The sequence below is a fragment of the Vibrio penaeicida genome (assembly GCF_019977755.1).
GTDB classification, from domain to species: domain Bacteria; phylum Pseudomonadota; class Gammaproteobacteria; order Enterobacterales; family Vibrionaceae; genus Vibrio; species Vibrio penaeicida.
The window spans coordinates 4088738-4102596 of sequence record NZ_AP025144.1; the positions used below are offsets into that span (position 1 = coordinate 4088738).

The following is a 13859-nucleotide window of genomic DNA, read 5'->3' on the forward strand; positions in this document are numbered from 1 at the left end:
CTCTTCGCTGGCATTTTTTATGCCGCTTGCGCGGTAAGCTGCTTCATGAGCCTATCCATGGCTCGATATCCCAAGGCTTCGGCAATATGCGGGCGCTCTATATTCCGGCTCCCCGACAAATCGGCAATGGTACGAGCCACTTTGATAATCCGGTGGTACGCTCGAATAGATAAACCAAGCTGGTGCAGCGCGTTTTCAAGAAACTCCGCATCTTGTTTTTGCAATGGGCAATATTTGTCGATCTCACGCGTCCCTAGCAATGCGTTTACTTTCCCATTGCGCGATTGCATCCTCTCACGCGCAAAATTCACTCTTTGTTTTACTACCTGAGTAGGTTCACCACGATCACCACCTTCAGAAAGCGTACCTTTTGGCAGCGCAGGGATTTCTAAAGACATATCGAACCTATCGAGCAGTGGACCAGATAGACGCCCTAAATACCGGAGTATGGCCTGAGGATTCGCTCTCGCTTGATTCCCTTTGTAATACCCTGTCGGGCTTGGATTCAGCGCTCCAACTAGCTGGAAGCGAGCTGGAAAACGCGTTTTACCCGCTGCACGCGAGATGATGATTTCTCCTGACTCTAGAGGTTCGCGTAATGAATCCAGCACCTTTCGCTCAAATTCTGGCATTTCATCAAGAAAGAGAAGCCCATTGTGCGCTAATGAGATCTCACCTGGTCTGGGAATCGAGCCTCCGCCAACCAGAGCCGCCATGGAACTGGAATGGTGAGGAGAACGAAAAGGTCGTTTCCTCCAGTTATATTGATTGATTTCCTGCTGAGTAAGCGAGGCAACCGACGCCGTTTCCATCGCTTCTTGTTCATCCATATCGGGCAACAAATCACGCAATCGAGATGCCAGCATGGTTTTTCCTGTTCCCGGAGGACCGAGGAACAAAAGGTTATGGTTACCTGCAGCAGCTATCTCTAGCGCACGTTTACCTTGCTGCTGACCAATAATGTCTTGTAAACAACGAGATGATTCTTGGGTAACAGTGAGTTCGGGAGTCTGAAATAAAGAAAGGGATTTTTGACCACATAAATCGGCGCATACGTCCAGCAAGTTGGCTGCCGATTTATGTGTATTTGCCCCAACCAATGCGGCTTGATCACCATTGGTATCGGGTACGACTAAACAACGGTTACTCTTATTAGCCGCTAGCGCAGCTGGTAACACGCCTTTGACTGCTCTCAATTCACCAGACAGAGCAAGTTCGCCAATAAACTCTATTTGCCCCAGCTTAGTGATGGCGATTTGTTCTGATGCCGCCAATATCCCGAGCGCAATAGGCAAATCAAAGCGGCCGCCTTCTTTTGGCAAATCCGCTGGGGCTAAGTTCACCGTTATACGCTTGGCTGGAAATTCGAAGCCAGAATTGATAATGGCGCTGCGCACTCTATCACGCGACTCTTTCACCGTTGTTTCAGGCAAGCCCACCAAAGTAAAACCAGGCATACCATTGCTGATGTGCACTTCAACCGTCACCTCTGGAGCTTCCACTCCTACACACGCGCGGCTGTGAATAATTGCTAAAGCCATGTTACATCCTTGCCTATTATTTATACACAGTGATAAATTTATAACTATCTAATTTTTAAATAATTATTCACTTTATAGCTTTTTTCCGTACGCGATAAATGTGAAAAAAGTCTTACTTTTCCCTTGTCATGTAACCAAAGAGTGTGTTACCACTAGAAACGCAAACAATTTCACAACTTTTGAATAATTAGAATTAATGAATTTAACTACTCGCATTAACGCACTCGTTGCCCTGATTATCGTGGTCATTATTAGGACCGCGCGGGGGATTGTGGGTAGGAAATAACCACAGAATAGCAAAAACCCCCGCGCTGAGAAGCTCGGGGGTTTTTTTATAACTTAAGACATGATTAACCGAATACAATTAGGTTAATACAGGAAGAAATGGGAGCACACGATGTGCAATGGCAATAAAGGGATGAAGCCGTTTCATCCCTCGCAAATCGCAGGAGAACAACTATGACAGGTGCTGAATTAGTTGTTGCGGCTTTGCAGCAAGAAGGTATTAAGACAATATTTGGCTACCCTGGTGGGGCAATTATGCCAATATATGATGCGTTGTATGATGGTGGTGTGGAGCACATCCTATGCCGCCATGAACAAGGTGCAGCTATGGCAGCCATTGGTATGGCTCGTTCAACTCAAGATGTCGCTGTCTGTATGGCCACATCAGGACCAGGTGCAACCAACCTAGTCACTGGACTCGCAGATGCATTTCTCGATTCAGTTCCATTGGTTGCCATCACAGGTCAGGTTGCCAGCTCTCACATCGGGACTGATGCCTTCCAAGAAATGGACGTCATTGGTATGTCTTTAGCGTGTACTAAGCACAGCTACCTCGTTACTGACATCAACGATCTCGCTCCCACTCTTGCTGAAGCTTTTGAAGTTGCGAAAAGTGGTCGTCCGGGTCCAGTCATTGTGGACATAGCTAAAGATGTTCAGTTAGCTCAAGCACCAACTGAAATACTGCCTCATTTTGAACCACCAGCCATTCCAGTTGCCAGCTCAGAAGCCATATCACAAGCTCAAGCATTGCTTTCACAAGCTACGCGCCCAGTTTTGTATGTAGGTGGCGGTGTTCAACTTGCCAATGCGACCGAGTCGGTACGTGAGTTTTTAAGAATTAACCCAATGCCTTCTGTAAGCACACTGAAAGGTTTGGGTACCATTGAACGTCATGACCCTCATTACCTAGGTATGTTAGGGATGCACGGTACGAAAGCGGCGAATTTAGTGGTTCAAGAATCTGACCTACTGATCGTTGTGGGTGCTCGTTTTGATGACCGCGTGACAGGAAAACTCGATACTTTTGCCCCGCACGCCAAAGTGATTCACATTGATATTGATGCCGCTGAGTTCAATAAGCTGAGAACGGCAAACGCCCCAATACGCGGCGACATCAACGTGATACTTCCTCAGTTAGAACTTTCACAGGATATTTCCCCTTGGGTTCATCACAGCGAAAGCCTAAGAAGTGGCTTCAAGTGGCGTTACGACCATCCGGGTGACCCTATTTTTGCGCCGCTATTGCTAAAGCAACTGTCTGACATGATGCCGGATTCATCGATTGTTTCTACGGATGTTGGTCAGCACCAAATGTGGGCGGCACAGCATATTCAACCTCGTGAACCTCAGAACTTCATCAGTTCTGCTGGTCTGGGCACCATGGGCTTTGGTTTACCTGCGGCAATGGGCGCAGCAGTTGCACGTCCTAACGACCAATCTATCCTTATATCAGGAGATGGTTCGTTCATGATGAATGTACAGGAACTGGGGACACTAAAGCGCCGCCAGATTCCAGTTAAAATGGTTCTGCTCGACAACCAGCGTTTGGGCATGGTTCGTCAATGGCAGTCTTTGTTCTTTGACGGCAGGCACAGTGAAACCATTTTAGATGACAACCCAGATTTCATTATGCTGGCACAAGCGTTTGGTATTCCGGGTAAACAAATCACGCGTAAGGAAGAGGTTGAGCCTGCGCTGAAAGAAATGCTAGAGAGCAAAACGTCGTATCTGCTTCATGTATTGATTGATGAAGAGCAAAACGTGTGGCCATTAGTACCACCAGGTGCTTCGAACAATGACATGCTGGAGAACACCTAATGCAACGCTATTTATTAGATATCAAAGCCGACGATAAACCCGTGTTGCTGGAACGTGTTCTTCGCGTTGTACGCCATCGCGGTTTCATTATTCGCCAAGTCGCCGCCACTCAAAACCATGAAAGTAAAGTGGCCAGCGTTGAGATCATCGTTGACAGTGATCGCCCCATTTCTATGTTGGTCAGCCAGATCGAAAAATTGTGGGACATTCGCTCTGTCGATGTCACTGAGATCGAAACCAACGAACTCCCCAATAATAACTTACAACAAAAAGTGTGTGCATAAGGAAGGAACGCGAACATGACAGCAAGAACAGCCGACTACATCTGGTTTAACGGTGAAATGGTTCCATGGGGCGAAGCGAACGTTCACGTTTTGACCCACGCTATGCATTACGGCACCTCGGTATTTGAAGGGGTGCGTTGCTACAACACGCCAAATGGTCCGATCGTATTCCGTCACTTAGAGCACGCTAAACGCTTAAAAGATTCCGCTAAAATCTATCGCTTCCCAATCCCCTATTCTGTCGAAGAAATCATGGAAGCGACCCGTGAGACATTACGTCAAAACAAATTGGATAATGCGTATATCCGTCCATTGGGTTTTGTTGGAAATGTCGGTTTAGGGGTTTGCCCTCCTGAAGGAACGGAAATGGAAGTGATCATTGCGGCATTCCCTTGGGGATCTTACTTAGGTGAAGAAGCGTTGGAAAACGGGGTTGACGCGATGATTTCAAGCTGGAATCGCGCGGCACCGAACACAATTCCAACTGCAGCGAAAGCGGGGGGCAACTATCTATCTTCTCTCCTCGTTGGTGGAGAAGCGCGTCGCCACGGTTACGACGAAGGCATTGCTCTAAGCGTAGATGGGTATCTGTCGGAAGGTGCTGGTGAAAATATCTTTGTAATTAAAGACGGTGTTCTGATGACACCACCAGCGACTAGCGCCATTCTACCGGGTATCACTCGCGACTCTATCATGACTCTAGCCAGAGACAGAGGCTACGAAGTACGCGAAACCAATATTGCCCGTGAAGCCTTGTATCTAGCCGATGAAGTTTTCATGACAGGCACTGCAGCAGAAATCGTTCCTGTTGCCACCATCGATAAAATTGAAGTGGGTAACGGCAAACGCGGCCCTATCACAAAAGTACTGCAAGACGCCTATTTTGGCTTGTTTAATGGCACCACAGAGGACAAGTGGGGCTGGTTAGATTACGTGTATCCTCAAGATGCCGAATCAACACAAAGTGCACCAGCGAAGTAAGGAATAAAACAATGCCAATATATAGATCAGCAACAACAACACACGGTAGAAACATGGCTGGTGCTCGCGCTTTATGGCGTGCAACAGGCGTAAAAGAAGAAGATTTTGGTAAGCCAATCATTGCTGTAGTGAACTCATTCACACAGTTTGTACCTGGACATGTTCACCTAAAAGACATGGGTCAATTGGTGGCTGGAGAAATCGAAAAAGCGGGCGGAATCGCCAAAGAATTTAACACCATCGCTGTTGATGATGGTATCGCAATGGGTCACGGCGGCATGCTGTATTCACTGCCTTCACGTGAACTGATCGCCGATTCTGTTGAGTACATGGTAAACGCGCACTGTGCAGATGCGATGGTATGTATCTCGAACTGTGACAAAATCACACCGGGAATGTTAATGGCGTCCATGCGTTTAAACATTCCAGTGATCTTTGTTTCTGGTGGACCAATGGAAGCAGGTAAAACCAAGCTTTCAGATCAGTTGATCAAACTCGACCTAGTTGATGCGATGATCCAAGGTGCCGATCCAACGGTATCCGATGAACAAAGCCAGCAAGTAGAGCGTTCTGCGTGCCCAACTTGCGGTTCATGTTCCGGTATGTTCACCGCGAACTCGATGAACTGTCTAACAGAAGCACTAGGTCTTTCTCAACCAGGTAATGGTTCCATGCTAGCCACTCACGCTGATCGTGAAGAACTGTTCATCAACGCCGGAAAGCGAGTGGTTGAGCTTACTCGTCGCTACTACGAAAAAGACGACGAGACGGCGCTTCCAAGAAACATCGCAAACCGCGCCGCGTTTGAAAATGCCATGGCACTGGATATTGCGATGGGTGGTTCAAGTAATACTGTCTTGCACCTATTGGCTGCGGCTCAAGAAGGCGAAATTGATTTTGACATGAAAGACATCGATGAAATGTCTCGACGTGTCCCACACCTATGTAAAGTGGCACCATCCACGCCAAAATATCACATGGAAGATGTTCACCGCGCTGGTGGTGTGATGGCCATTCTTGGTGAACTCGATCGCGCAGGATTACTAAACAGCGATACTCGTACCGTTTTGGGTTTATCTATGCAAGAACAGCTTGCAGAATACGACATCATCCAAACAGAAAATGAAGATGTTCTAAAATTCTTCCGTGCCGGACCTGCTGGTATTCGTACTACAAAAGCTTTTTCTCAAGATTGTCGTTGGGATCGCTTGGATGATGACCGTGAAAACGGCTGTATCCGCACCAAAGAAAATGCCTTTAGCCAAGAAGGTGGTTTAGCGGTACTTTCGGGCAATATCGCTGAAGATGGCTGTATAGTCAAAACAGCGGGCGTTGACGAAGATAACCTGAAATTCCAAGGCCCAGCTATCGTATTTGAAAGCCAGGACACCGCTGTAGAAGGTATTTTGGGTGGAAAAGTAAAAGCAGGTGAAGTCGTGGTTATTCGTTATGAAGGACCAAAAGGCGGACCAGGTATGCAGGAAATGCTTTACCCAACGACCTACTTGAAGTCGATGGGCTTAGGCAAATCTTGTGCACTTCTAACGGACGGTCGCTTCTCTGGTGGTACGTCTGGTTTATCCATCGGTCACACATCACCAGAAGCAGCCAGTGGCGGCACCATTGGTTTGGTTCAAAATGGCGACATCATTACTATTGATATCCCAAGCCGCTCTATCACCCTAGACGTATCTGAAGACGAATTGGCTACTCGCCGTGCAAAACAAGATGAACTGGGTTGGAAACCAGCGAACCGCCAACGTGAAGTATCTTTCGCTCTTAAAGCATACGGCAGCATGGCGACCAGTGCAGACAAAGGTGCAGTCCGTGACAAATCGTTGTTAGAGGACTAGCCGATGACACTGACCACTCAAACCGGCGCAGAGTATCTGCGCCAAATCTTGCGCGCTCCTGTTTATGAAGTGGCAATGGTGTCTCCCTTTCAAGAGATGCCTCGGCTCTCTGCGCGCATCGGTAATCAAATTCAAATAAAGCGAGAAGATCGCCAGCCTGTTCATTCATTTAAGCTACGTGGCGCTTACAACATGGTCGCAAGCCTGACTGATCAGCAAAAAGCATCAGGCGTCATTGCGGCTTCTGCCGGCAATCACGCTCAAGGCATGGCGCTGTCGGGTTCCAAACTAGGCATTCAAACTACCATTGTTATGCCCAAAACCACACCAGATATCAAAGTCGATGCGGTTCGAGGGTTTGGTGGAAATGTGGTACTTCACGGCAATAACTTTGATGAAGCCAAAGCCGAAGCGGAAAGGTTGTCTGCTGAACATGGGTATACTTTTGTGCCACCCTTTGATCACCCCATGGTGATTGCAGGGCAAGGCACGATTGGTATGGAAATGCTGCAGCAAAATGGTCACCTAGATTACATCTTTGTGCCTGTTGGCGGAGGCGGTTTGGCTGCTGGCGTAGCGGTATTGGTCAAACAATTGATGCCAGAAATCAAAGTCATCGCTGTCGAGCCTGAAGAATCAGCGTGCCTAAAAGCAGCATTGGATGCGGGTGAGCCAGTGGTTCTGGATCAAGTGAGTATGTTTGCGGATGGTGTTGCGGTGAAGCGCATCGGCGAGGAAACTTTCCGGCTTTGCCAACAATACATCGACGGTCACATCAGTGTCTCCAGTGACGAAATCTGTTCTGCCGTAAAAGACATTTTTGAAGATACTCGTGCTATCGCCGAACCCTCAGGTGCTTTAGCTCTGGCGGGTTTGAAAAAGTTTGCCGAACAACATGAGTTGAAAGACAAACAACTAGGTACAGTGCTATCTGGCGCAAACACCAACTTTCATGGTTTGCGTTATGTCTCTGAGCGTTGCGAACTTGGTGAAAAGCGCGAGGGTTTACTCGCGGTGACAATACCTGAGCGCCAAGGTGCTTTCTTCGAGTTTTGTAACTTGATTGGCGGCAGAGCCGTGACCGAATTTAATTACCGTTACAACGATGATCAGCTTGCCAATATCTTTGTCGGTTTGCGCTTACAAGATGGTCAGCAAGAGTTGGATAGCGTCATACAAGATTTACGCGACGGCGGATACCCTGTTGTCGATTTATCTGATGATGAAATGGCGAAATTGCACGTCCGCTATATGATTGGTGGCAAGCCGTCAAAGCCATTGAAAGAGCGATTGTACAGTTTTGAATTCCCAGAATATCCAGGTGCACTCGTGAAATTCTTAAGTACGCTAGGCACTCACTGGAACATCAGCCTATTCAATTACCGAAACCAAGGCGCGGATTACGGTCGCGTGCTTTGTGGGTTTGAATTGGAGGAATCGGATCTGACACGTTTCTCTGCTCACCTTCGAGAATTGGGCTACCAGTGCAAGGATGAGTCAGATAATCCATCGTATAAATTCTTTTTATCGTAATTTAAACGGGGCGAAAGCCCCGTTTCTCTATCCGCTTGCAATCCAGTCTTGGTGCAGTTTTTCTGAACCACCTAGGTAATTAATCATCCAGTCACGCAATCGGTGCTCTTCACTCTGACGCCAAACCATACAGCAAGCACTCATTGGTCTGTGTTCTACCGTCAGTAGTTCTCTTGAGTAAAGCTCCCCGCGCTCCAAGTACCCTTGTGCGATGTGTTTAGGCATATACCCTACCCCAACACCATTTTTTAAACACTCTATGGCACTGAACCAATTAGGCAGTAATATGCGCCGTTGCTCTTTGTAATGCCAGTTGTGCCGCTTAGGCAATGTTATCGACGTATCATCGAGACAAATTGCTGGGTATGGACTTACGGTTTCTTCATTTAGAACGGGCTCTAAAACGCAGGGGTGCGCTGGCGACATAACGAAGACCCACTCTAAATCCCCCATAGAACGAATACCAAAATCGCCTCCAACAGGCACCGCAGCCGTAGCACCAAGTACGATATCTGTCCGCTCTTGCGAAATCGCTTCCCAAGATCCGTTAAACACTTCCATGTTGATTTGTAATTCAGCAAAGTCGAATGTCTGATAAAAGTCTTCAATCATCGGCTTTAATTTGTCGAGTTTGACCACGTTATCGAGGGTAACTTTCAATGTTTGATGCCACCCCAATGCCGCACGACGCGTTTGGGCTCGGACCTCTTCCATATCTCTCAGCATCTGCCTTGCATGCTGAATAAACGTTTCCCCTGCTGGGGTCAGTTCTACTTTTCTGGGCAATCGACGAAACAACAGCACGCCCAAATCTTGCTCGATTTGCCTGACACCATAACTCACCGCAGACGGCACTTTATGTAGACGCGCTGCGGCGGCGGTAAAGCTGCCCATTCTTGCAATCGTATCCAACATTTCTAAAGATTGTTTCGAGAACATTTGCTTTCAAAATTTTTGATTGATAACCACAAAATATAGCTCTTATCGTTTCCTATATCCAAAAATAGAATGATTTCATCAAAGAAAGCGACCAGTAGATCGCTTTTAAACCATCAAAAATTTTAAACGGAAAATTGATGAATATATCTAAATACCAACTCTTTTATCTTGCGTGCTTATCGATGCTCGGTTTTATTGCTACCGATATGTACCTACCCGCATTCAAGGCAATGGAGCAAGACCTAACGACAGGTCCCGAATCCATCGCTCTTTCTTTATCAATATTCCTAGGTGGCTTGGCTGTCGGTCAGCTAGTTTGGGGATTAGCCAGCGATAAATTTGGCCACAAGAAAACACTGATTATCGGACTACTGATTTTTTCTGCCGCGTCGATGGGGCTCGTTTTTACTAAAGAAATTTGGCAATTGCTAAGCCTTAGATTTATTCAAGCGATTGGAGTTTGTGCGCCAGCAGTCATTTGGCAAGCCATGGTCATTAGTCAAAATTCAAAGAAAGTAAGCCAGCAGATTTTTTCAACCATTATGCCCTTGGTCGCGCTATCACCAGCTTTAGCACCACAGCTTGGTGTCTTGCTACTGAATAACATAGGATGGCGCAGTATCTTTATTGCACTAACGCTAATGGGTGTCGTATTAGTATTCATGACACTCGCACAAAAAGAGTCTAACGCCCTCCATAAATCCACCAGCGTCAAAGCCGACATTTCTGCTCTCATGCACTCTCGGGTTTACCTAGGTAATGTGATGATGTTTGCTACGGCTTCAGCGGCTTTTTTTGCCTACCTAACGGGTATGCCCGAAATAATGGCAAAACTTGGCTACGATGCGAAAGATATTGGCATGAGTTTCATCCCTCAAACCATCGCATTTATGTTGGGTGGATACTTAGGGAAACGTTTTGTGGGTCTATATGGTGATGAGCGAGTGTTAAAACAGCTACTGGCTTTGTTCAGCGTATCCTCCATGCTGGTGTTTGTCGCAACACAATGGGCTCTGACGACCATCTACCCGCTACTGATTCCCTTTTGTTTTATCGCCGTAGCGAATGGCGCTCTTTACCCAATCGTTGTAAACCGAGCGTTATCAAGTGCGAAACAAAGCCCAGCAACAGCTGCGGGGTTACAAAATAGCTTACAAATTTGCATCAGTGGATTAGCCAGTGCCTTGGTTGCATGGCTGGCAAGCGATGCGTTAAAGGTTACGGGAATAGCCATCATCATTTGTTTGACAGGACTTTGGTTGGGCTATTTTGTCTCGCATGAAAAAGCTGCTAGGCATTTCACACTGCCTGACAACTCGCGAGTTGCGAGAGAAGATTAAAGTAAAAAGAAAGGAGCATAGCGCTCCTTTCATTCCATTTTAATTATCGAGTTCGTCGATCAAAGGCTTTTCAGCCCCCACTTTTCAGCTGTTTGCTTAAAGAAGCCCTGAGTTTTCTTTAATTCTACCCAGTGGTTCACGTAGTTGATCCATACTTGGTCATCTTGCGGTAGCAACATAGAAATCGGGGTTGGACGGCGAGGTTTTTCAACGGGCACTATCGCGAGTTGCTTAAACTTCTCAACCAGGGTCGCCGCTTCTACATTTGACGTAACAGATACATCAGCACGGCGAGCCAATAGTTCTTGGAAATCACGTGCGGGCGCTTCGATGACAACATGCTTTGCATCAGGGAAGAAATCTTTCACCATTTTTTCCTGAACGGTACCTAGCGTCGCAGCAACTCGGATATTTGATTGATTGAAATCGCTCCAATCAGAAAATTTAGCTAAATCTTTTTTCTGAACCACAGGGACAAAAGCTAGATAAAAGTACGGTTGGCTGTACCCTGCCACTTTAGCACGCGACATATTAAGTGACGCACTGCCTGTAATATCGTATTTATTCGCAGTTACACCATTAACCAATGTTTTCCAATCGGTTGCGACGTATTCCACTTTCACGCCCAGATCTTTCGCCAGTTCTGTCGTTACATCAATATCAAAGCCTCTGTAACTGTTATCTGCTGGATTTTTCATCGTCATGGGATTCCAATCTCCAGTCGTGCCCACACGAAGTACACCCGCATCCAATATTTCATGCAAGCGACTAGCCGCATGAGCTTGCGCTAATCCCAACAGCAATACACTAAAACCAATTAACCACTTTTTCATTTTAATTCCTTTTTAATGTTCGAAAAAACAACGTTTTCTCACGACAACACTGATAACATAGCAATATCTTTAAACAAATTTTAGCGTTTGGTTATAAATATTGTGCGTTTGTCTTCGCTTTTTGTTGCTTTGTCTGTATTCCTCCTATCAGGGTGCAGCGATTATCAATGGGGTTGGTACGTATTAGATCCCACGACCGAACAGGGTCTTATCAATCTACAATTCTTAATAGCGGGCTTTGAAGATACGATATACATATCTTTAATCAGCATGCTGCTCGCGATGTTATTGGGCTTAATCGTAGCGTTACCTGCTTTGAGTGAACGTAAATCGCTTCGAGCAGTGAATCGAATATACGTTGAAAGTATCCGTTCCATCCCCGTGTTAGTACTGTTGCTGTGGGTTTATTACGGTTTGCCGACACTTATGGATGTATCGCTCGACTATTTTGCAGCAGGGGTGATAGCACTTACTCTCGCTGAGAGTGCCTTTATGGCAGAGGTATTTCGTGGTGGTATTCAAGCCATTGCGCGTGGTCAGCATGAAGCAGCAGAATCGCTGGGGCTAAATTACTGGCAGAAAATGAGATTGGTCATATTGCCACAAGCCTTGAGACAAATACTTCCTCCGTTGGGTAACCAATTTGTCTATATTTTAAAAATGTCGTCCTTGGTCAGTGTTATTGGTTTGAGTGACTTAACTCGAAGAGCCAACGAATTGGTCGTCAACGAATACTTACCACTCGAGATTTATACCTTTTTGGTACTCGAATACTTAATACTGATCCTATTTGTTTCCCAATGTGTTAGGTGGCTAGAAAAACGTATTGCTATTCCAAGTAACTAGCTCTTTTAGGGCTGAATGCAGGTACAAAAAAGGCTGACATCACCGTCAGCCTTCTTAATGCTTATCGAATTAAAGCTTATTTAATTTTAACTGGTCGCTGCCAGTCAGCGATCTTACGCTCTTTTGCGCGAGTGATGACTAACTCACCCTCGTCGACATCTTTTGTTAATGTTGTTCCTGCGCCAATCGTTGCACCATTCGCCACTGTTACAGGTGCGATGAGCTGACTGTCTGACCCTACAAATACGTCATCGCCAATGATGGTTTTGAATTTATTTGCACCGTCATAGTTACACGTAATCGCACCAGCACCAATATTGGTGCGTTGACCGATTTCAGCGTCACCCAAATACGTAAGGTGATTTGCTTTAGAGCCTTCACCCAAGCGTGCATTTTTCACTTCAACAAAGTTGCCAACATGAGCGTCGTTACGAAGCTCAGCACCAGGTCGTAAGCGAGTAAATGGTCCGACGGTACACTCCTCACCAACAGTCGCACCTTCAATGACGCTGTAAGGGCGAACGATGGTGTTGTCATCGATCTCACAGTCTTTCAGCACACAACCTGTACCGATGACCACATTGTCACCTAAGCTAACATTACCTTCGATGATAACGTTGGTATCAATCTCCACATCCATTCCACACTGTAGCGTTCCGCGAAGATCAAATCGCTCCGGGTCACGCAACATCACGCCTTGCTCAAGCAAAGTTTGCGCATTCATACGCTGGTATGCTCGTTCAAGCTTGGCTAATTGAGCGCGATCATTCACACCTTCTACTTCGATTGGATTCGCTGGATGAACCGCTTCTACTGCACGACCTTCATCGTGAGCTGCGGCAATAACGTCCGTCAGGTAATACTCGCCTTGCGCATTTTCGTTCTTAAGATTCGCTAACCAACGTTTCAGATCACCGCCCGTCGCCACCATAACGCCAGTATTGATTTCTTTGATCAGCTTTTGTTCTTCTGTCGCGTCCTTTTGCTCCACAATCGCCACTACCGGACCATTTTTACGAACAATACGCCCGTAGCCCATAGGGTTGTCTAGCACCACGGTTAGCAAGGCAATACCACCATGAGGCTGCGCTTCTAATAGGTTTTCAACCGTTTGAGAAGAAATAAGTGGAACGTCTCCGTACAGCACCAGTATTTTCTCATCATCGGCAAACTCAGATGACGCTTGATTGACCGCATGCCCTGTACCTAGCTGCTCGGCTTGCAGAACCCAATTGACTGGCTCTTGCGACAACGACGCTTTCATTTGATCGCCACCATGCCCATAAACAAGGTGAATATTTTGAGCACCCAGTCCATTGCAGGTATCAATAACGTGTTTTGCCATTGGCTTGCCTGCAAGTGTATGAAGCACTTTAGGCTTATTAGAATACATGCGGGTGCCTTTACCCGCAGCGAGGATAACCGCGCTGAATTTCATAAATAGTGGTTCCTAAAAGACGTTGTCGTTTAAGTGATAGATTTTAGCGTGAATTAGCCGAAGAGTTAAAGATTGAGAGTAGTTTTCGTGCCAAATGATGACTTGGTTTAACAAAAGTAGGACAACAGGCTTAAGGTCGTATTGAAATAGGTTGGACTAATTAGG

11 protein-coding genes are annotated in these 13859 nt (G+C 46.4%); 7 read left to right on the forward strand and 4 right to left on the reverse strand.

The window, feature by feature from the left end:
• Positions 1–17 precede the first annotated feature (17 nt).
• Entirely contained in the window at positions 18–1541 is a 1524-nt protein-coding gene (locus tag LDO37_RS18280) for a YifB family Mg chelatase-like AAA ATPase (RefSeq protein ID WP_126609767.1), read from the reverse strand.
• A 459-nt stretch (positions 1542–2000) separates the two neighbouring features.
• Here LDO37_RS18280 and ilvG point away from each other — a divergent pair, with 459 nt between their 5' ends.
• From ilvG to ilvA, 5 genes are read left to right on the forward strand one after another with little or no spacing between them, the layout of a single operon-like run.
• Positions 2001–3647, forward strand: coding sequence for an acetolactate synthase 2 catalytic subunit (ilvG, locus tag LDO37_RS18285; protein WP_126609766.1), 1647 nt, complete (start codon positions 2001–2003; stop codon positions 3645–3647).
• A complete protein-coding gene (gene ilvM / locus LDO37_RS18290; RefSeq protein ID WP_104398593.1) occupies positions 3647–3931 on the forward strand; it encodes an acetolactate synthase 2 small subunit in 285 nt (94 codons plus the stop codon). The genes ilvG and ilvM overlap by 1 nt, the downstream gene beginning before the upstream one ends.
• A gap of 15 nt (positions 3932–3946) precedes the next feature.
• Positions 3947–4912 (forward strand): branched-chain-amino-acid transaminase, encoded by a 966-nt coding sequence (gene ilvE, locus LDO37_RS18295; RefSeq protein ID WP_126609765.1) that lies wholly within the window; start codon positions 3947–3949, stop codon positions 4910–4912.
• An 11-nt stretch (positions 4913–4923) separates the two neighbouring features.
• Positions 4924–6765 carry a dihydroxy-acid dehydratase gene (gene ilvD, locus LDO37_RS18300; RefSeq protein ID WP_101114832.1) on the forward strand — a complete coding sequence of 614 codons (1842 nt, stop codon included), beginning with the start codon at positions 4924–4926 and terminating at the stop codon, positions 6763–6765.
• A 3-nt stretch (positions 6766–6768) separates the two neighbouring features.
• On the forward strand, positions 6769–8298 hold the full coding sequence (ilvA, locus tag LDO37_RS18305; protein WP_126609764.1) for a threonine ammonia-lyase, biosynthetic: 1530 nt from the start codon (positions 6769–6771) through the stop codon (positions 8296–8298).
• A gap of 27 nt (positions 8299–8325) precedes the next feature.
• Here the strand turns inward: ilvA and punR are convergent, their stop codons facing one another.
• The gene (gene punR, locus LDO37_RS18310) at positions 8326–9237 is read right to left on the reverse strand and encodes a DNA-binding transcriptional activator PunR (protein WP_126609763.1); all 912 of its coding nucleotides are present in this window, start codon (positions 9235–9237) and stop codon (positions 8326–8328) included.
• Between the two features lie 137 nt (positions 9238–9374).
• Between punR and punC the strand changes: the two genes are divergently transcribed.
• The gene (gene punC, locus LDO37_RS18315) at positions 9375–10577 is read left to right on the forward strand and encodes a purine nucleoside transporter PunC (protein ID WP_126609762.1); all 1203 of its coding nucleotides are present in this window, start codon (positions 9375–9377) and stop codon (positions 10575–10577) included.
• A 59-nt stretch (positions 10578–10636) separates the two neighbouring features.
• Here the strand turns inward: punC and LDO37_RS18320 are convergent, their stop codons facing one another.
• A complete protein-coding gene (locus LDO37_RS18320) occupies positions 10637–11410 on the reverse strand; it encodes a transporter substrate-binding domain-containing protein (RefSeq protein WP_126609761.1) in 774 nt (257 codons plus the stop codon).
• Between the two features lie 108 nt (positions 11411–11518).
• On the opposite strand from LDO37_RS18320, the gene LDO37_RS18325 reads away from it, so the two are divergent.
• Positions 11519–12256: an amino acid ABC transporter permease gene (locus tag LDO37_RS18325; RefSeq protein WP_399481260.1), complete on the forward strand. Its 738-nt coding sequence runs from the start codon at positions 11519–11521 to the stop codon at positions 12254–12256.
• 76 nt (positions 12257–12332) lie between these two features.
• On the opposite strand, the gene glmU is transcribed toward LDO37_RS18325, so the two are convergent.
• Positions 12333–13694, reverse strand: a complete 1362-nt coding sequence (glmU, locus tag LDO37_RS18330) for a bifunctional UDP-N-acetylglucosamine diphosphorylase/glucosamine-1-phosphate N-acetyltransferase GlmU (RefSeq protein WP_126609759.1) — start codon at positions 13692–13694, stop codon at positions 12333–12335.
• Positions 13695–13859 lie beyond the last annotated feature (165 nt).

Coding starts and splice junctions, on each gene's coding strand:
- LDO37_RS18280 (WP_126609767.1), bottom strand. CDS start 1,541: ATGGCTTTAGCAATTATTCACAGCCGCGCGTGTGTAGGAGTGGAAGCT.
- ilvG (WP_126609766.1), top strand. CDS start 2,001: ATGACAGGTGCTGAATTAGTTGTTGCGGCTTTGCAGCAAGAAGGTATT.
- ilvM (WP_104398593.1), top strand. CDS start 3,647: ATGCAACGCTATTTATTAGATATCAAAGCCGACGATAAACCCGTGTTG.
- ilvE (WP_126609765.1), top strand. CDS start 3,947: ATGACAGCAAGAACAGCCGACTACATCTGGTTTAACGGTGAAATGGTT.
- ilvD (WP_101114832.1), top strand. CDS start 4,924: ATGCCAATATATAGATCAGCAACAACAACACACGGTAGAAACATGGCT.
- ilvA (WP_126609764.1), top strand. CDS start 6,769: ATGACACTGACCACTCAAACCGGCGCAGAGTATCTGCGCCAAATCTTG.
- punR (WP_126609763.1), bottom strand. CDS start 9,237: ATGTTCTCGAAACAATCTTTAGAAATGTTGGATACGATTGCAAGAATG.
- punC (WP_126609762.1), top strand. CDS start 9,375: ATGAATATATCTAAATACCAACTCTTTTATCTTGCGTGCTTATCGATG.
- LDO37_RS18320 (WP_126609761.1), bottom strand. CDS start 11,410: ATGAAAAAGTGGTTAATTGGTTTTAGTGTATTGCTGTTGGGATTAGCG.
- glmU (WP_126609759.1), bottom strand. CDS start 13,694: ATGAAATTCAGCGCGGTTATCCTCGCTGCGGGTAAAGGCACCCGCATG.